This window comes from Halomonas sp. GFAJ-1 (assembly GCA_002966495.1).
Taxonomy (GTDB): Bacteria; Pseudomonadota; Gammaproteobacteria; order Pseudomonadales; family Halomonadaceae; genus Vreelandella.
The window spans coordinates 2,968,374-2,987,401 of record CP016490.1 but is presented as its reverse complement, the minus strand read 5'-3'; the positions used below and the strand labels follow the sequence as shown (position 1 = coordinate 2,987,401).

General features: G+C 53.8%; 12 protein-coding genes. 8 read left to right on the top strand and 4 right to left on the bottom strand.

Annotated features, from left to right (window positions below):
* Window positions 1-66: 66 nt before the first annotated feature.
* The 4 genes from BB497_13430 to BB497_13415 are packed head-to-tail and all read left to right on the top strand — an operon-like array spanning window position 67 to window position 2,972.
* Entirely contained in the window at window positions 67-744 is a 678-nt protein-coding gene (locus BB497_13430; protein ID AVI63635.1) for a TetR family transcriptional regulator, read from the top strand.
* Entirely contained in the window at window positions 722-1,285 is a 564-nt protein-coding gene (locus BB497_13425) for a hypothetical protein (GenBank protein ID AVI63634.1), read from the top strand. The genes BB497_13430 and BB497_13425 overlap by 23 nt, the downstream gene beginning before the upstream one ends.
* 40 nt (window positions 1,286-1,325) lie before the next feature.
* Window positions 1,326-2,336: a beta-N-acetylhexosaminidase gene (locus BB497_13420; protein ID AVI63633.1), complete on the top strand. Its 1,011-nt coding sequence runs from the start codon at window positions 1,326-1,328 to the stop codon at window positions 2,334-2,336.
* 57 nt (window positions 2,337-2,393) lie between these two features.
* Window positions 2,394-2,972, top strand: a complete 579-nt coding sequence (locus BB497_13415; protein ID AVI63632.1) for a hypoxanthine-guanine phosphoribosyltransferase — start codon at window positions 2,394-2,396, stop codon at window positions 2,970-2,972.
* Window positions 2,973-3,000: 28 nt separating this feature from the next.
* Here BB497_13415 and BB497_13410 read toward each other — a convergent pair whose 3' ends face one another.
* Window positions 3,001-3,834, bottom strand: a complete 834-nt coding sequence (locus tag BB497_13410) for a phosphoenolpyruvate synthase regulatory protein (GenBank protein AVI63631.1) — start codon at window positions 3,832-3,834, stop codon at window positions 3,001-3,003.
* Between the two features lie 277 nt (window positions 3,835-4,111).
* Here BB497_13410 and BB497_13405 point away from each other — a divergent pair, with 277 nt between their 5' ends.
* Together BB497_13405 and BB497_13400 are read left to right on the top strand one after the other, a co-directional pair.
* The gene (locus BB497_13405; protein ID AVI63630.1) at window positions 4,112-6,496 is read left to right on the top strand and encodes a phosphoenolpyruvate synthase; all 2,385 of its coding nucleotides are present in this window, start codon (window positions 4,112-4,114) and stop codon (window positions 6,494-6,496) included.
* A 196-nt stretch (window positions 6,497-6,692) separates the two neighbouring features.
* Complete coding sequence (locus BB497_13400; GenBank protein ID AVI63629.1) at window positions 6,693-8,483, top strand: gamma-glutamyltransferase; 1,791 nt, start codon at window positions 6,693-6,695, stop codon at window positions 8,481-8,483.
* A gap of 80 nt (window positions 8,484-8,563) precedes the next feature.
* On the opposite strand, the gene BB497_13395 is transcribed toward BB497_13400, so the two are convergent.
* The 3 genes from BB497_13395 to BB497_13385 form a co-directional block, all read right to left on the bottom strand.
* Window positions 8,564-10,507: a glycerophosphodiester phosphodiesterase gene (locus BB497_13395; protein AVI63628.1), complete on the bottom strand. Its 1,944-nt coding sequence runs from the start codon at window positions 10,505-10,507 to the stop codon at window positions 8,564-8,566.
* Window positions 10,508-10,514: 7 nt separating this feature from the next.
* Complete coding sequence (locus BB497_13390) at window positions 10,515-11,012, bottom strand: ribonuclease activity regulator protein RraA (protein AVI63627.1); 498 nt, start codon at window positions 11,010-11,012, stop codon at window positions 10,515-10,517.
* A gap of 207 nt (window positions 11,013-11,219) precedes the next feature.
* Complete coding sequence (locus tag BB497_13385; GenBank protein ID AVI63626.1) at window positions 11,220-13,823, bottom strand: bifunctional aconitate hydratase 2/2-methylisocitrate dehydratase; 2,604 nt, start codon at window positions 13,821-13,823, stop codon at window positions 11,220-11,222.
* A gap of 523 nt (window positions 13,824-14,346) precedes the next feature.
* Between BB497_13385 and BB497_13380 the strand changes: the two genes are divergently transcribed.
* On the top strand, window positions 14,347-15,003 hold the full coding sequence (locus BB497_13380; GenBank protein AVI63625.1) for a tRNA hydroxylase: 657 nt from the start codon (window positions 14,347-14,349) through the stop codon (window positions 15,001-15,003).
* Between the two features lie 30 nt (window positions 15,004-15,033).
* Window positions 15,034-18,930 (top strand): ATPase, encoded by a 3,897-nt coding sequence (locus BB497_13375; protein AVI63624.1) that lies wholly within the window; start codon window positions 15,034-15,036, stop codon window positions 18,928-18,930.
* Window positions 18,931-19,028 lie beyond the last annotated feature (98 nt).

Sequence of the window (19,028 nt, the reverse complement as noted above, 5' to 3'; positions counted from 1 at the left end):
TGAGACTAGCGAATTAATGGCATAGTATTTTGCGATGTTTTAAACACCTGTTTTCTGGAGGGCGCGATGGCGCAGTCTGATACGGTAACGCGTATTTTAGATACCGCAGAGGTGCTATTTGCAGAGCGCGGTTTTGCCGAAACCTCGCTGCGCAATATCACAAGCAAGGCGCGGGTTAACCTAGCGGCGGTCAACTACCACTTTGGCTCTAAAAAAGCGCTTATCCAAGCCGTTTTTGCACGTTATTTGGAGCCTTTTTCACAGCGTTTTCATACCGCGCTGGATGAGCTGGAGGCACGCTATGAAAGCGAGCCTATACCCTTGGAAGTATTGCTTGAAACCATGGCATCAACGGTGCTGGCAGTGCCTGCAGAGCGCAATAGCCTGAAGGTATTCATGCGTTTGCTAGGCTTAGCTTATAGCCAAGCTCAGGGGCATCTGCGGCGCTATATACAGCAGGAGTATGGTGATGTATTTACCCGCTTCACTGAACTGGTACGTCAAGCAACCCCTGACTTGCCGGACGCTGAACGCTTTTGGCGGCTACACTTCATGTTAGGTACAGTGATTTTTACCTTATCGGGTCTTGATGCGCTGCGCGATATCGCCGCTAAAGATTACAACGAGCAGGTCACCGTTAGAGACCTAGTAAGACGTTTACGCCCAGTGGTAGTGGCTGCGATGCATGCACCGTTACCCCCTGTGCTAGAAGAAGGACACTATGAGAACGCCCACATTAGCTGAGCTACCGCCTTTAGACGATAACTGGCTTGAGATAGACACGCAGAGGCAGCAACTGCGTTGTTGGCAGGGGCGAGTGCTGAGCCATGAGTGCTCGGTTTCTACAGGGGAGGCGGGCGTTGGTCAGCAGGAGGGTAGTGGCCGAACGCCCCAAGGCTGGCACTACGTGCGCGCAGCGATTGGGGAAGGCTTGCCAGAAAACGCAGTGTTTCGCGGTCGCCGATGGACCCGTGAAGTGTACTCTGCCGAGTTAGCAGCAACCTACCCCTCACGTGATTGGATATTGACACGCATTCTTTGGCTGTGTGGTTTGGAGACGGGGAAAAATCGCGGCGGGCATGTAGATTCACAGCGGCGCTATATCTATTTGCACGGTACGCCGCCGGACCAACCTATGGGTGTGCCGGCCTCCCATGGCTGTATTCGGTTGCGCAATCACGATTTATTGACGGTGTTTCGGTTTACACGTCCCGGTACGTCGGTTTGGCTTCATGGGGGCGATGCTTACGTTCCTGCCTCTGAAAATTTTGACACGCCACATTGATCGTCTAGAATTGGCGCCCCTCCTTGTTGGATCCATCATAATGACTCAACCCCTAGGCCCGGTCATACTCGACCTTGAAGGGCCGCGATTGACCAAAGCGGAAAAGCAGCTATTGCTGGAGCCTGCGGTTGGCGGGGTCATCCTGTTTGCGCGTAACGTAGAGGATGCCTATCAAACGCGCCAGCTGTGTAGCGATATCCGGCGGGTACGCGGTGATCTGCTGTTAGCCATCGACCAAGAAGGTGGGCGTGTCCAGCGTATTAAGCAGGGCGTCACCAGGTTGCCCCCTATGGCGCGCATTGGCGACCTATTTGCTAATGACCAAGAAGCGGGCATGACGTTGGCCAAAGATGCTGGCTGGCTACTGGGAATGGAGATGGCCGCTTGCGGTCTCGACATCAGTTTCGCCCCCGTACTGGATGTGGAAAGCGGGATTTCTAGCGTAATTGGTGACCGCAGTTTCAGCACTGATCCAGACCATGTCGCTCTACTAGGCCATGGATTTATTCAAGGCCTACATGACGCTGGTATGGCGGCGGTGGGAAAGCACTTCCCCGGCCATGGCGGTGTAGCTGCGGACTCCCATGTGGCACTCCCTGTTGATGATCGCTCCCTTGAGCAAATAAAGCAGCGCGACCTCGTGCCCTTTGCCCAGCTTGCGAGCCAATTGGATGGGGTAATGCCTGCCCACGTCATCTATAGCGCATTTGATGCCCGGCCTGCGGGTTTCTCACCCAATTGGCTTGGCATGCTGAGGGAGTCGCTGGGCTTTAAAGGATGTATTTTTTCTGATGATTTGAGTATGGCGGGCGCCCATGCGGCTGGGGATCCTAAGGCGCGGGCAAACGCAGCCTTAACGGCAGGGTGCGACATGCTTCTGGTGTGTAATGACCGAGCCGCTGCGCTGGAAGTGGTCGACGCTTGCCAAGGTTTGCAAGGTAAACCTCCCGCCAAATTACGCTATGGCCGTGCCAGACCTGATCTCGATGCTCTCTCAGCATTGGGTCGTTGGCGTCGCACGCATGCCAAATTAGAAGCGCTAGCCAACTAAGTACGCCTGTTTGAACTCGTTAACCGGTCACTATTTACGCTGTATTGGAGTAGCTCAATGTCCAAACTGGATAAAGAAACGCTTGAGTCGCTGGACTCGATGCGCGAACTGATGGGTAACGCAGATTGCCTGATTTCTCAGGAAAAAGTAGAGCGTGCCTTAGACCGCATGGCAGAAGCGATCACCAAAGATTTGGGTGATAAATTGCCGGTTTTTTACTGCGTGATGAATGGTGGGTTAATTACTACCGGGCACCTGCTAACACGGCTTGGTTTTCCGCTAGAAGTGGACTACCTGCACGCCACTCGTTACCGTAACGAACTGCGTGGGGGCGAGCTATTCTGGCGCGTCTCTCCAGAAATACCTATGGCGGGCCGCCATGTGGTTATCGTTGACGACATTCTTGACGAAGGGTCAACACTTGCGGCAATTCTTGCTTACTGCGAAGAAGCCCAAGCGGCCAGCGTGACCACCGCTGTACTGGTCGATAAGCAGCACAATAGAAAAGCGGTACCGGGTTTGAAAGCCGACTACTGCAGCCTCGAAGTGGCCGACCGATACGTATTCGGTTTTGGTATGGACTACAAAGGCTACTGGCGCAACGCCCCTGGGATTTTTGCCCCCAAGGGCATGTAGGCCACCCAGTACAGCGCTTTGAGGAGGCTTAGCGGGGCGAAAAGCGCCTCGCTAGGCCTGTTTCTGCAATCATCCGCGTGGAAATTTCTTCAACGGAAAAACGCGTTGTATCAATAAATGGAATGCTCAGGGAGCGATACAGCGACTCCGCTTGCTCCACTTCTTGCAAACACTGGTCCATCGAACTGTAGCGGCTGTTTGGCCGGCGTTCATTTCGAATAGCCGCAAGCCTACGTGCATCAATGGTTAACCCAAATAGCTTTTGACGATGGGGTGAGAGCACTTTGGGCAGCTTTAGGCTGCCATCTTCGTCAAGATCATCCTCCGTTAGCGGGTAGTTAGCAGCGCGAATGCCAAACTGAAGGGCCAAATAGAGCGACGTGGGGGTTTTTCCACAGCGTGATACGCCGACCAAAATAATGTCTGCCTTATCGTACTGGTGGGTGCGCGCGCCGTCGTCATTATCTAGTGCAAAGTGCACCGAATGGATACGATCCATATACACAGCATCGCTACCAATGGAGTGTGTTCTCCCCACGCTGTAGGAAGAGTGGGTCTCTAACTCTTGCTCCAGTGGCTTCAAAAATGTCGAAAAAATATCTACCTTAAAGCCAGTGGCGTGGCGAATTACATCGCGTACTTGTTGGTCAACGATAGTGTCGATGATGATGGGGCGGTGCCCATCACGCACTGCAGTGGAGTCAATTATTTCTGCCAAGGCTTGGGCTTTTTCAACCGTATCGATGTAAGGCTTGGTCAACATCTCGATTTCAATGTCGCTAAACTGTGCTAACAAGCTGCGCCCAAGGCTTTCAGCGGTGATGCCGGTACCGTCAGAAATAAAAAAAGCTGTCCGCTTCATATTGAAATCCGCCAAAGAATAAATGTCGTTATTGAACGTCATTATTGTGGGCGGAGCGGTTAAGTAGCACAACGGCTGGTGAGTAATTGCTGCTATTTATGCGCGCTAATAAGACCGTTCAACTACAGGAAACGCCTTTAAAGTACCTTTGTTGTAAAAATCCTCCACCTCCTTCGCTGTTAGACCAATGGCGAATACCCGGCCACGGTGCTAGGGTGGCACGGTCATTCAGTGTCGGCCGCAAGGTCGCAAAGAAGTCTAAAAGCTAGGGGGTAGCGTGGAAGAGTACATTCTGTGGTTCGATAAGCTTGGCATGGCAGACGTCGAACGCGTGGGTGGTAAAAACGCCTCGCTCGGCGAAATGATTTCTAATTTATCGGGTGTTGGTGTGACCGTGCCGGGTGGTTTCGCTACCACTGCGCATGCTTACCGCGAATTTCTTTCCCATGAAGGGCTGAATGACCGTATCAACGCTACCCTGGCGCGCTTAGATGTCGATGACGTTAAAGCGCTAGCCCAGGCAGGTAGCATGATCCGCCAATGGATTATCGATACGCCCTTGCCTCCTGCGTTTGAAAAAGCACTGCGTAGTGCCTATGAAGAGCTACAAAACCAGCACCCCGATCTAAAAGTTGCGGTACGAAGCTCTGCGACTGCCGAAGATTTGCCCGATGCTTCCTTTGCCGGCCAGCAGGAAACCTTTCTTAATATTGAAGGTTTTAACAACATCAAACATGCGGTGCATGAAGTCTTTGCCTCGCTGTTTAACGACCGTGCTATCTCATACCGGGTACACCGGGGCTATGCCCATGAGAATGTCGCCTTGTCGGCGGGTGTACAGAAAATGGTTCGCTCCGAAACGGGTGCTTCTGGCGTTCTATTCACCCTAGACACTGAGTCTGGCTACCGCGACGCGGTATTTGTCACGGCTTCTTGGGGTCTGGGTGAAACGGTGGTGCAAGGGGCGGTTAACCCTGACGAATTCTATGTACATAAGCCCACGCTGGCGGCAGGTCGCCCAGCGGTACTGCGCCGCACGCTTGGCTCAAAGCTGATCAAAATGGTTTACGGTCAAGATGCGAGTGCAGGCAAGTCAGTTGAAACAGTGGATGTGCCGTTGAAAGATCGCGGACGCTTCTGTATCAGCGATGCGCAGGTAATGGAGCTTGCCCATCAGGCGATGACCATTGAGCAGCACTACCAGCGCCCTATGGATATCGAGTGGGCGCTTGACGGCGACGATGGCAAGCTCTACATCGTCCAAGCACGCCCTGAAACCGTGGTTTCCCAGCAAGAGGGTGGCAAACTTGAACGCTTCCATCTGCGTGAGAAAGGCCGCACGTTAATTACCGGCCGTGCCATTGGCCAGCGCATCGGCCGCGGTGCGGTGAAAATTGTGCTTACCCCCGACGAGATGGATAAAATCCAAGAGGGTGATGTGTTGGTGACCGACATGACCGATCCTGATTGGGAGCCGATCATGAAGCGCGCCTCTGCCATCGTCACCAATCGCGGTGGACGTACCTGCCACGCGGCGATTATCGCTCGTGAGCTGGGCATCCCCGCTGTGGTTGGGTGCGGCGATGCAACGACGCAGCTTAGGGAAGGCATTGACGTAACGGTGTCATGTGCTGAAGGCGATACCGGCCACGTTTATGAAGGACTCCTGGCATTTGACTGTAAGGTGTCGAGTGTCGACGCCATGCCAGAAATCCCCTTCAAGATTATGATGAACGTCGGTAATCCAGACCGCGCTTTTGGCTTTGCTAGTCTGCCCCATGCGGGCGTTGGCTTGGCTAGGCTTGAGTTTATTATCAACCGTATGATCGGCGTGCACCCTAAAGCGCTGCTTGAGTACGACACGTTGCCTGCTGATCTTCAGCAAGTCATTGACTTGCGCACGGCTGGCTACGCAGACCCTGTCAGCTTTTACGTTGATAAGCTGGCGGAAGGTATTTCGACGCTAGCGGCGGCGTTCCATCCTCAGCGGGTAATTGTGCGGCTGTCAGACTTTAAATCGAACGAGTACGAAAATCTTATCGGCGGCAAGCTGTATGAGCCTGGCGAAGAGAATCCCATGCTCGGTTTCCGGGGGGCGTCTCGCTACATTTCTGAGGCTTTCCGTCCCTGCTTTGAACTGGAGTGTCGGGCGCTAAAGCGTGTGCGTGAAGAGATGGGCTTCGATAACGTCGAAATCATGGTGCCTTTTGTGCGTACACCCGATGAGGCGCGTGAAGTGGTTGAGCTGCTCGCCGCTAATGGGCTGAAGCGGGGTGGGGCGGAGAATCCCGATGGCCTCAAAGTCATCATGATGTGCGAGCTGCCTGCCAACGCGCTGTTGGCTGATGAATTCCTTGAGTACTTCGACGGGTTCTCTATTGGTTCAAACGACCTGACGCAGCTCACCCTAGGTTTGGATCGCGACTCAGGCATAGTGGCGCATCTGTTTGATGAACGAAACCCTGCCGTCAAAAAGCTGCTCGCTATGGCTATCCAGGCGTGTAAAGCCCAAGGGAAATACGTGGGGATTTGTGGGCAGGGGCCGTCTGACCATCCTGACCTAGCTAAATGGTTGATGGAGCAGGGGATCGACTCGGTGTCGTTAAACCCCGATGCCGTATTGGAAACATGGTTTATGCTGGCAGGCGAAACCATCGCCTAAACACGATTTGCTTGTTTGTTGTTATTGCGCCCGGCCATTGTGCCGGGCGCAGGCGTTTAATAGGCTACTATTCGTTAGGTGGTTTTGAGAGCTGGCCTGTAGCAGTGCTCTGGCTGGGGCAACGTTAGTCGTTGGGTGCCAAGCCTGAGGCGCTGGGTGTTAGGGCTACTAGAAAATCTTATTAGGGAGTAGGGTTATGTTGCCCATTAAGGCAAAATTAACGTTAGCAGGCTTGCTGCTAATGCCGCTATATAGCTACGGGTTTAGCTATGAAGCACCTTCCGTGGCGCCGGAGGTGGGTTCAGGGTACGAAGATAAGCCAGGTTGGGAGGCATCTTCCTTTGCGGTAGCCGCAGCCAACCCCTTGGCAACCGACGCGGGATTTCAAGTATTGAAAGCAGGTGGCAATGCCATTGACGCAGCGGTGGCGGTGCAGATGGTGCTTACCTTGGTAGAGCCTCAGTCAAGCGGGATTGGCGGCGGTGCTTTTCTCATGCACTACGACGGTGTAAAGGTCCAGGCCTATGATGGCCGAGAAACAGCCCCCGCAGCAGTTACCGGTGAGCTATTTATAGAGGAAGGCGAACCGCTTGCCTTTATGGATGCCGTGGCAAGTGGTCTTTCAGTGGGCGTGCCAGGTACGCTTAAGATGCTTGAAAAAGTTCACGCAGAGCATGGTCAGCTCCCGTGGGAGGTGCTTTTTGAGCCTGCCATTACCTTGGCTGAAGAGGGTTTCGCCGTTAGCCAGCGCCTGCACACCAGCTTGGCTAACGATGAAGCGCTGCGTCAAGATGCCCTGGCAAATGCTTTCTATTATGACGTTAGTGGCGAGCCCATCGCGGTGGGAGAAACCCTGACAAACCCGGCCCTCGCGGCTATTTTGCGGCGTATTGCCAGCGAGGGTAGCTTAGCGCTACATGAAGGCGATATCGCTGAAGATCTCGTAAGCCGTGTTCAAACCCACCCCGTTCGTCCTGGCACAATGACGCTCGATGATTTAAGTGAGTATCAGGCGCTTGAGCGTGAGCCTTTATGTACACCTTGGCAGCAGTGGGAGGTCTGCGGTTTTCCCCCGCCTTCCTCTGGGCATATCACCGTCATGCAGATTCTAGGCATGCTGGATCAACAGCCTCTCTTAGAAGCTCCGTTAGATAATGCTGCCGCCAGCAGTGGCTGGTTACACCAGTTTCTGGAGTCGTCTCGATTAGCCTTTGCCGACCGTGGTCGTTATATCGCTGATCCAGCGTTTGTCGAGGCTCCCGGGGGCGACTGGTCATCAATGTTAGCGCCGGAGTATCTTGCCAGCCGTAGTGCTTTAATTGGTTCAGAAAGTATGGGTGATAGCGCTGAACCGGGCAATCCTGGGGAGCAAACGGTTAGCTTTGCCCGCCAACCTGAACAGCCCGAATATGGCACTAGCCACATTAGTATCGTAGATGCAGAGGGCAATGCCATTGCCATGACGACGACGATTGAACAAGCCTTTGGCGCGCGGATACTGGCTGATGGTGGGACAGGGCTTCCCGGCGGTTATTTGCTCAATAACGAGCTGACTGACTTTTCATTTGTACCTGAGATTGATGGAGAGCCAGTAGCAAACCGTGTCGAGCCGGGTAAGCGACCCCGCTCTAGCATGGCCCCTACGCTGGTATTCGACCAGGAGAGTGGCGAGTTAGTCGCCAGTTTAGGGTCACCCGGTGGGGCCGCCATTATCCACTATACCGCTCGCACGCTTGTGGCAATGCGCGACTGGGGGCAAAGCGCTCAAGCCGCGCTGAATTTACCTCATGCGATTACCTTAGGTGGCGATGTGTCCATTGAGAAGGGGCGCTTTCCTGAAGAGACGATAGAGGCCCTTCGCGAACGTGGCCATACCGTTACTGAGCGAGAGCTTACCAGTGGCCTACAGGCGATTATGCGTTTAGAGGATGGTTCGCTGTTTGGCGGCGCGGACCCACGTCGCGAGGGCGTGGTAATGGGCGAGTAATCTAAGGTTTATTAGCAAACGGCGGCCATGTGGTCGCCGTTTTGCTTAGTGGGAGATGAGCGGCTATTTATCAGCAGCGGCTACTCTCGCAGCCAATTGCGAAGCTTCACCAGCATAAGGCTGCCGTCGCTTAAGGTGCGGCGCTCTTCCACTAACGCCCGCAGCCGATCCGGATAGTCGGTAATGATGGCATCAACGCCCAGGTCAATGAGGGTCGACATACGCGTCGTGTCATTTACTGTCCACGCGTGTATCTCGTAACCATATAGTGCTGCTAGACGTATTTCCTGGCGATTTATTCGGTTATGCCTAAGCCCGAGTGCATCAAAGCTTCGGCGATCCAGGTTGCCTGGCAGTATCAGTTGGGCGAGCAGCGTGACACGTAGTTCGGGTGCCTGCTGCTTAATATAGCTAACGGTGTCTGGCGACATAGTGGCTATACGCATATCCATCAGGGCGTTGGGAAAGCCGCAGTTTGCGACTGCCGTTAGCGCGCTCTCTTGGGTGGCCCAGCAGCGGTAGCGAATGTCGCTTTCGGCGTCCAGCGTTTCCAATACGGCACGGGCAAGCACCCGCTCTTGACCGGGTAGAGGTTTCATATCAATCATCAATCCTGCCCGACCGCGTACCAGTGCCAGAGCTTCATCCAGGCCTGCAATTTTTTCATTTTGATAGGCATCGCCAAACCAACTGCCCACGTCAAAATGACTTAGCTCTTCTCGTGTTAAGTCGCCAAATTCGCGGGGGTCTCCGGTTAAGCGCGCCAGGGTGCGGTCATGGTAGAGCAGCACATGATTATCAGCGCTCAGGCGTACATCCAGCTCTACATAGTCGGCGCGGTCTTTTAAGGCTTGCTCTACAGCAGCCAGGGTGTTTTCCGGTGCCACCATCGAGCTGCCGCGATGGGCAATCACCGTTACTTTGTCGCGTATCTCGAAGCTATTGAGAATCCACCAGGCTTGAAGTGCCGCTATCATCAGTACACTGAGCTCGATTGCCCAGGCCCAGCGTCCCGGATGTGCTTGTTCAGAGCGAGGTGAGGGGCGCACTTCGCGATACGCTAGTTGTAAATAGAGGCAGGCAGAAAGCAGTGCGTTGGTTGCGACACCTAAAAAAGTAAGGGTAAGTGTTACTAATATATAGCCTGTTAAATACGCAAACATCGCGGGAATGAGCACCGCGCTACGTTCAGGTAACCACCAAAGAAGAGGTGTGAATACAAGATCAAACAGCCACGTTGCGATGAAAGGAAGGCCGATAATAATGACCAGTAGCGCCAGGACCGCGACGCCTATAGAGCGGTGCCATCCACGGGTTAGCACCACGCTGCGCTTGAGTGCTAGATAGGGGTTATAGCTCTCCAAAGCCACCAGCGGGAGAGCAAGCAGCCACCGCAAGTAGAGCCATGCCGCAAGGCTGGCCCAAACGACTAAAAGGGGAAGGGCGCAGGCAATGAAATACCAAAATACTGGGGGGCGTACGCGCTGCACGTAGTAAGGGTCAAGTCCGCTCAGCCAGACGTCATATAGCCAGGCAAGGCCTAGCATAAAGGGAGTCAGCAGCAGCAAGTGGGCGCCTACTTGCAAGACGACTAAGCCCGACAGGGCGGGCAAGCGCCGTGTGCTGCGCCATAGTGCTTCAAACGCTAACGCGTAGTGATTGTCCTTCGGCTTTACGGCCACCATTAGCATTCCTGCTTGCTGCCAATAGATCAGCAAGAAGGTAAAGCCAAGCCCTACTAACATAGCTACAAGGCCAAGAGGGCTAAACAGTAAGCTAATCAGCGCATCATTGGTAACTACCACGCGATTAAGTTGCGCCAGTACGGCCCGCGCCGCCCAGGCAATCAGGGGCACTAGCAGAGCAGTGGCGAGTATTGTGAAGAGCAGGTGGTACGCAATCAGAGGACGTAGATGATCACGAAGAGTTTTTAATAACGCGTAACCTAATTGATTTAACGGCTGCATAGTCACAAAAATGTCTGAGTGAGGCACCAGGGTGGCACTATCTGCCACGCCTGGCAAGATTGCACTATTGGGATATGTGGAGCGCCTTATCCGCGATGATAATGCCGTTATTATCAGCATATAGCCACTGGCCCGGGTGTAGGGTGGCGCCAGCAAAGGTAACTGGAATATCCCGTTGCCCTTCGCCATGCTTTTCGCTACGCCGGGGATGGCTGCCTAGGGCCTGTACGCCTAGTGGTAGGGTTACTAGTATGTCTACATCCCGCACACAGCCAAACATGACGACACCTGCCCAGCCGTTTTTAGCGGCTTGCTCGGCCAGCATGTCACCCAGCATGGCGCAACGGTTAGAGCCACCAGCATCAACAACCAGCACGGCGCCCTCACCTGGTTCGGCAACCGCTTGCTTCACCATAGAGTTGTCTTCAAAGCATTTTACTGTGCGAATAGGGCCGTAAAAGCTGTCAACGCCGCCGAAATTGGCAAACATCGGTTCTAGCACGGTTACCTCTGGGTAGGCATCGCACAAGTCGGGGGTCACAATCGCGTTACTGGTGGTCATAACATGCTCCTTTCTCTTAACAGTTGGCTTGATTAACAGTTGGTTTGCCAATGGTTCGTTTAGCTAGATTAATGGGCATGGCTAGCTATAAAAAACGCCCCGACCTGTGAACAGGGCGGGGCGTTCGGTCATCGACTCAGAAAAAGGTAGTATTACCCGTTCTGCGATGGTGCGAGCATCGGCGATAGATCGATTGCAACAAGGGTCTTAAACTTCTTGTGCAACCGGAATCACGTTCGAGGCGATTTTTTGATACTCCTCGATTTCGTGGAAGTTCATGTAACGATATATCTCTCCTGCCATAGCGTCAAATTCGCTCATGTAGCGCTGGTACTCTTCAACGCTTGGCAGGCGGCCTTCTACAGCGGCGACCGCTGCCAATTCCGCTGAGGCGAGGTAGACATTGGCACCATCGCCTAAACGGTTCGGGAAGTTACGTGTAGACGTAGACACGACGGTGCTTTTCGCAGCAACGCGTGCCTGGTTACCCATACACAGTGAACATCCCGGCATTTCCATACGGGCACCTGCACGGCCGTAAATGCCGTAGTAACCCTCTTCGGTCAGCTGGTGCTGATCCATCTTGGTGGGCGGTGCCAGCCATAGACGAGTCTTCAGGCTGCCTGCAGGTTGTTTCTCAAGCAGCTTGCCGGCAGCGCGGAAGTGGCCGATGTTGGTCATGCACGAGCCGATGAATACTTCATCGATCTTTTGGCCCGCAACGTCAGACAGTAAGCGCGCATCGTCTGGGTCGTTCGGAGCGCAAAGCACCGGCTCTTTAATCTCGCTGAGGTCAATTTCAATAACCTCGGCGTATTCTGCATCTTTATCAGCGCGCATCAAATGCGGGTTAGCAAGCCATGCTTCCATGCCTTCGATGCGGCGGCTAATGGTACGCTCATCGCCGTAACCATTCGCAATCATCCACTTCAGCAGTGTGATGTTCGATTTTAGGTATTCAGTAACGCTCTCTTCAGACAGCGTAATGGTACAGCCAGCAGCGCTACGCTCAGCAGAGGCATCAGAAAGCTCGAAGGCTTGCTCTACCGTCAGCTCTTCAAGGCCTTCAATCTCTAGTACGCGGCCGGAGAAGGCGTTTTTCTTACCGGATTTCTCGACGGTGAGAAGCCCTTTCTTGATGGCGTAAAGCGGGATAGCGTGAACCAGGTCGCGCAGGGTAACGCCAGGTTGACGAGTACCTTTAAAGCGCACCAGTACAGACTCCGGCATATCAAGCGGCATAACGCCGGTGGCTGCAGCAAACGCCACCAAACCTGAACCGGCTGGGAACGAGATGCCCAGCGGGAAGCGGGTGTGGGAGTCGCCGCCGGTGCCGACGGTGTCAGGCAGCAGCATGCGGTTAAGCCAGCTGTGAATGATGCCATCACCGGGGCGCAGTGATACGCCGCCGCGGTTCATAATGAAGTCGGGAAGTGTGTGGTGCGTATCAACGTCTACCGGCTTCGGGTATGCAGCGGTATGGCAGAAAGATTGCATAACCAGATCGGCTTGGAAGCCCAGGCACGCTAGGTCTTTCAGCTCATCACGGGTCATCGGGCCAGTGGTGTCCTGGGAACCGACCGTGGTCATTTTGGGTTCGCAGTACATGCCAGGACGAACGCCGTCCAGGCCGCACGCCTTACCGACCATTTTCTGAGCAAGTGTAAAGCCCTTACCCGTGTCTTTTGGCTGGTCAGGCAGGCGGAATACGTCAGACTGTTCAAGGCCCAGAGATTCACGCGCTTTGCCGGTTAAGCCACGGCCGATGATCAGCGGAATGCGGCCACCCGCGCGTACTTCATCCAGAATTAGCTGAGTTTTTAGCTCGAAAGTGGAAACCACTTCGTCGGTGCCGTGCTTGCACACTTTGCCTTCGTAGGGGTAAACGTCGATGACGTCGCCCATTGCTAAGTTGGCGACGTCCATTTCAATCGGTAACGCGCCAGAGTCTTCCATAGTATTAAAGAAGATCGGAGCAATTTTGTTACCAAAGCAGAAGCCGCCTGCACGTTTGTTTGGCACGTAGGGAAGATCATCGCCGAAGAACCACAGAACCGAGTTAGTGGCGGACTTGCGCGAAGAGCCGGTACCTACCACGTCACCCACGTAAGCAACGGGGAAGCCCTTGGCTTTTACTTCTTCGATCTGTTTTAGCGGGCCAGTGGTGCCTGGTACTTCCGGCTCGATACCTTCGCGCTCATTTTTAAGCATAGCGTTGGCATGTAACGGAATATCAGGGCGAGACCAAGCATCAGGGGCAGGTGAGAGGTCATCGGTGTTGGTTTCGCCAGGCACCTTGAAGACCGTCAACGTGATTTTCTCTTCCAGCGCAGGCTTGGAAAGGAACCACTCTGCGTCAGCCCAGGATTGAATGACATCTTTGGCGACGTTGTTGCCATTTTTAGCGCGCTCTTCAACATCGTGGAAAGCGTCAAACATCAACAGCGTGTGCTTCAGCTGTTCGCCGGCTTCACGAGCCAGCTCTTCATTATCCAGCAGTTCAACCATAGAGACGATGTTGTAACCGCCTTGCATGGTGCCAAGCAGTTTAACAGCATGGATTTTGTCGATTAGCGGAGAGGTAGCTTCCCCTTTGGCAATCGCGGTTAAGAAACCTGCTTTAACATAAGCAGCTTCATCAACGCCTGGCGGTACACGGTTGGTGATTAAGTCAAGAATAACTTCTTCTTCACCCGCCGGCGGATTTTTCAGCAGCTCGATTACGGAAGCGACTTGCTCAGCATTTAGGGGCTTGGGCGGGACGCCCTCAGCAGCGCGTTCCTCGACATGTTGGCGGTAAGCTTCAAGCACGTTGGGGCCCTCTCATCTTCTAATGGTGGCGAACGCATGCCCACACGGTATTGAGTATGCGTCCGTACACGTGACATACGCTTGACAAACAGCGTCTGGTGGATGGTTGGGATTCTACGGCAAACTGTCGACAATGTTAAGGCGACAAGCGGTTGAGCGCGTTGTACTTTATGTTGATGAGTTGATATTTAGTTTCCTGAACTGGCTTTTTTAAAATTTTTGGACGAAACGCTGTAAGTTTTTTACCCAATAAGGGTGATTAATGGTAAGTCCGAGTGTGATTATGGTGATGTCGCGTTACCATGTATTACGCTGATGGCATGAAAAGCGTGCTCAAAAAGTCGTATTACTCGGGCGTGGCGTGTTTCAAGTAGTTGTGGTTTCAGGTCAGTTGAATGAGGTGTTAAGAACCTCTTTGTTTAAGGTTACATGACGGTAGATAGCGCAGTGTTTTAAAGGGAGCAAACGCCATAAGGCGTTTATATGTTGTACAATAATGAGATAAGCAATTGGTAATGGTGTTATGTCAATACAATTAAAAGCACTACAGCCGGTGGGTCATGGGCTGCAAGCTGATGATTTGTTACCGGAAAGTCTTGAGGCATTTTTGGCGTGCCCAACGCCAGATGCTTGGTTGGAGTGGGCGCTAGAGAACCCTAATACGCTGCTAATCGACCATGCGCAATGCGAAAAAAAAGCGGCTTCAACGGCGATGAGCTTGCTCTATCGTTATGTCGATCAGCCTGTTTTGTTGAGCAAAATGTCGCAGCTTGCCCGTGAAGAGCTGCTGCACTTCGAGCAGGTAGTCGTTTTAATGGAGAAACGGGGCGTGGCGTATCGGCATCTTACGGCCTCGCGCTATGCCGAGGGTTTGCGCAAGCATTTGCGTAGCAACGACCCGGAGCGGCTGATCGATGTGCTGATCATTGGTGCATTAATAGAAGCACGCAGCTGTGAGCGTTTTGCGCGCTTAATCCCTTATTTAGATGAAGAGCTGGCGCGCTTTTATCGCACGCTGGTGAAGTCTGAGGGGCGTCATTTTGAAGATTATTTATTGCTTGCACGGCAGCAAACAGATGATTCGTTGGATGACCGAATCGCCTTTTTCGTGGCGCGTGAAGCGGAGCTGATCACTTCGCAAGATACGGCTTTTCGTTTTCATAGTGGCGTGCCAGCTTAAGCCACTGCTAGCCAAGGCAGGATGTGTATCATGCGCGATGCTCAACCGACAGACCAGCTGACCCTTTTTGGCCATTTTTCGCTAACGCAAGGCGAGGATGTGCTGACACATTTCAGTTACGACAAAGTTAAAGCCCTTTTGGTTTATTTGTTGTTGCACCGCCAGCCGGTAAATCGTGCCGCGCTTGCTGAGCTGCTCTGGCCAGACCAAGGCCTCTCATCTGGCAGGACTAACCTGCGCCACGCGCTGCACTGTTTGCGTCAATCCATGGGCGACAACGCTGAGCATGTGCTGAACGTATCTCGCCAAACCATTGCTTTTCAGCTGCCTAACCACTGGCAGGTAGATTTACATGAACTGCAGAAATTGCTTGAAGGGCCGCGGGATTTAGCCACTCTTGAAGCGGTAATGGCCTGTTATCAAGGCGATTTGATTGAAGAGTTGCAGCTTGCTAACTGTAGTGAATTCCAGCGTTGGCTGGTGCAGGTAAGAAATGAATGGCGCCAACGCGTTATTCGTTTTGCTGAGCAGGTACTAGATGCCCATGCCGATGTACCTGATCCCATGTTAGAAGGGTTGGTTAGCCGTTTCTCAGGCTATGGCCCTTTCCATGAGCGTTTAGTTCGCCAGCTCGCTGAAAAGAATCAAATGGCGGCAGCCCATGAGCAGTTCAATAGTTACTTGCAGCTATTGGCACTCTCTGGTCAACAGCCCGAGCCGAGCTTCTTACAGCTAGCAACTTACTGGTCTGACGGCCATCACGACCCGCGGGCAATGAGTCCTCAAGGGGCGTTCTCCCGTGCGTTAGCCGCTGACAGTAAGCCGTTGCGTGAAGATGAAATCGAGCTTCGTCAGCTCTCTGTTATGGCGATTCGCCTGAGGCTTCAGGGTGATTGGCAGGAGCGTGCTGCAACACGCAACTGCTTGGCTCTTCAATTAGAGCTACTGCGCTGGTTAGAGCAACAGTGCCACCATCTAGGGGGCTTTTGGCTACCTGGGGCTACCGGCGGCTTGGGGCTTGCCTGCTTTGGTACTCATGGGCCTGCGCACCAATTAGCGGAACTCGTGGCTCTATACGAGCACTGCCGCCAAGCGCTGCCTCAAGAGTCTGCACGGCACTGGACCGGAGAGGGCGAACCGCCCAAGTTTGAACTTGCTGCTGGGCTGCACAGTGGGCGCGTCGTGTATCTGCCGGAGCGCCAATTAGCAGACCCTCTTGGCCAGGTCACTCAGGTCTCCTTGGAACTTATGAGCGCGGCAGAAGGCAGCGAGTTGGTTATCTCGCAGGAGTCGAGCCAACACATGCCGCCCGCGCTTGATCTTCAGCCGCGGCTAGTTTCGCGCTTGGTGGCCAGCGACGGTCGTGTGCGCCTACGCGCACTGGTATTAGGCCAAAACGAGGGTGGGCGTGATGCGTTACCGCCCAGTTTAGTGGGCCGTGAAACATCGCTGCGTACGTTGCGGGACGCTCTTGCCCGGGCGGGTATTGGGCTGCGTCAGAGCGTTTTGGTACGCGGTGCTTCTGGTATGGGCAAATCCGCTCTGATGGTGGGGTTCCGCCAGCTAGAACTTAGCCGCGATGCGGCTATTTGCTGGCAGCCTACCACACGCCTTTCGGTATTAGAGCCTTATGGCGTCGCCCGTACTCTAGTCGCGTGGTTCTTGGAAGCAGCGCCCACCAGTGATTCTATATATCAGTTACAGAAGCGCTTAGAAATAGAACCCCTGGACGAGCAGCGCCAGCAACTGCTTGAAGAAGCCTTGGGCGTTCGCGATGTTCAAGAGATTACCCAGCTAACCCAAAACGGCGAGGCCGTTGAGCTGGTAGTGCGCCTGCTGCACCGGTTAATAGATCAGCAGTCTGGTGCTAAAACGCTAGTGCTGATGATTGATGACCTGCAGTGGTTGGACGAGCCCTCTTTCAAGGTGTTAGCGGGCCTTCAGGCTCGCTTGCCCATTAACACTGCCTTTATGCTAGTGGCTAGCCACCACGGCCGTGAACCGCTGCCTGTTAAGCTGCATTGGGATCAGCAAATTAGCCTAAGTAAGCTGGATGCTTTGCAGTCCTCTCGTCTACTGTCTCAGCTTTCAAGACGCTATAGAATTCATTTAAGCCCACGGTTGCGAAATCAAATCATTGAGCGCTGCGACGGTGTGCCGCTTTACCTGCAGGAGATCTGCCGCCGCTTGGATATGGATCGCCGTGAAGGGCGGACCGTGCAATTCGACGAGCTGCCCAAAGGCTTGTTAGGGCTACTGGCTAGCCGCATTGACCAACTTGAAGGCGACCGCGAAATAGCCCACGTGGCGGCAGTGCTTGGTAAGCGCTTCAGGCTCGACTTTTTGCTCGAGTGCAGTGGGTGTGAAAAAGCTCGCCTTATCCAGGCGGTTGAGCATATGCGGCGGTTGGAGATTATCGAGCCAGTTGAAAAAGAGAGCGGCGAGCACGAGTTCCAGTTTAGTCATCAGCTTCTTCAGGAAGCCGCTTACCTTTCCTGCCCAAGAGATGTTCGGGTGAAGCTTCACCAGCAGGTGGTAACGCTGATCGAAGAGCGCTTTCCGGTGTGGATTAGTCGCCATCCAGGCGACTTTGCTACCCATTTACGTCGCAGTGGTCACTATGCTCGAGGTGCCCGCTACTTTGAACTAGCTGCCCGCGAGGCCCTAAAGGTGAGTGCCAACCGCACGGCGTTGCGCATGGCAGATTTTGGGTTGGCTAGCCTGCGCCATGTAGAACACCAAGTAGAGCGTGAGGTAAGCCTGCTTACGGTGCGTGGACAAGCTGCCTTTGCTCTTGAAGGGCATGGTTCGCCAACGGCCCATGAAAGTTTCGTGCGTGCCAGAGAGCTATTGCGTCACCCCTGTGGTGAGGTTTCAGATGAGCCAGAAGATCTCGAGCAAATTTTCTTGGTGAAGTGGGGGCTGTGGGTGGGTCGCAGTCAGCGTTATGCCCATGCGGACGCATTTGCATTGGCGTCTACCCTTTCCGATATTGCTGAGCGCTTGGAAGATCCGCGTTATCAGCGGCTGGCAGACTATGCCAGGGCGCAGTGTGAGTATTGGGCGGGGCGTATTCAGCAGGCCCACGACCATCTAGACGAGATCGACCCACTTAACGCGCAGATGATGATTGAGTGGTTACCGTTCTCGGATCACCCGCAGGTAACGGCGACGTGTTTTCAAGGTTGGGCGCTCTGTTTGCGTGGGGATTACCAGCGTGCCGAGCGGCACGTCTCGTCCGCTATTCGATTGGCTGAAAAAATAGGTCACCCCGGCACCTTAGCCATGGCGTTAATGTTTGCTGCAGCGCTTTATCGTCAGCTTGGTCATGTTCACCTTGCTGCGCGCCATGCTGAGCGCGCGGCAGCGATGACAGAAACCCCGGACTTGCAGCTTTGGCAAATTTCCGCTCAGGGTGTATTAGGTTGGCAACGTGCCCTGGCAGGCGATCATGGCGGGCTAGTCCAGATGCGCGATAGCTTAGATCAAATGGCCGAGCTAAAAGGCCGCGACCATTTTCAGCGGCCGGTACTCTGGTACTCTGATGCCTGTATCGAACTTGGTGAGTTAGCGGCAGCAGAAGATTACCTAGACCAGTGCTTAGTAATCGCTCGTGAACGAACAACGCTGTTTTTACCCGAGCTTGCTACCCAACTTGCTAAAGTGCGCGATCTGCTTGGGCATCCAGCCAATGAGGTAAAAGCGCTAGCGGAAATGGCGATTCACCAGGCTCGGGAACATGGTAATCGCCACCAGGAGTTGGCAGCACTGGAATTTTGGTTGACGCGCATTGCGCCTAGCGACCAGCAGGCAAGAGAAGCATTTAGAGGCTTGCTAGGCGAAATCAGCCACAGTGATGCGCCTGTTTTAGTGCGCTGGACGAGCCTGCTAGACCGTCGTTCACAGGCGACAAGTGTGGAGAGCTAATGCAGGCTCAAGCAGAGGAAAATGCATTCTCTAGGCGGTCGTTTTTTCAAGCCATGTGAGTGTGACGATTGCCTGTTCGCGGTCGTCGCCACACACAT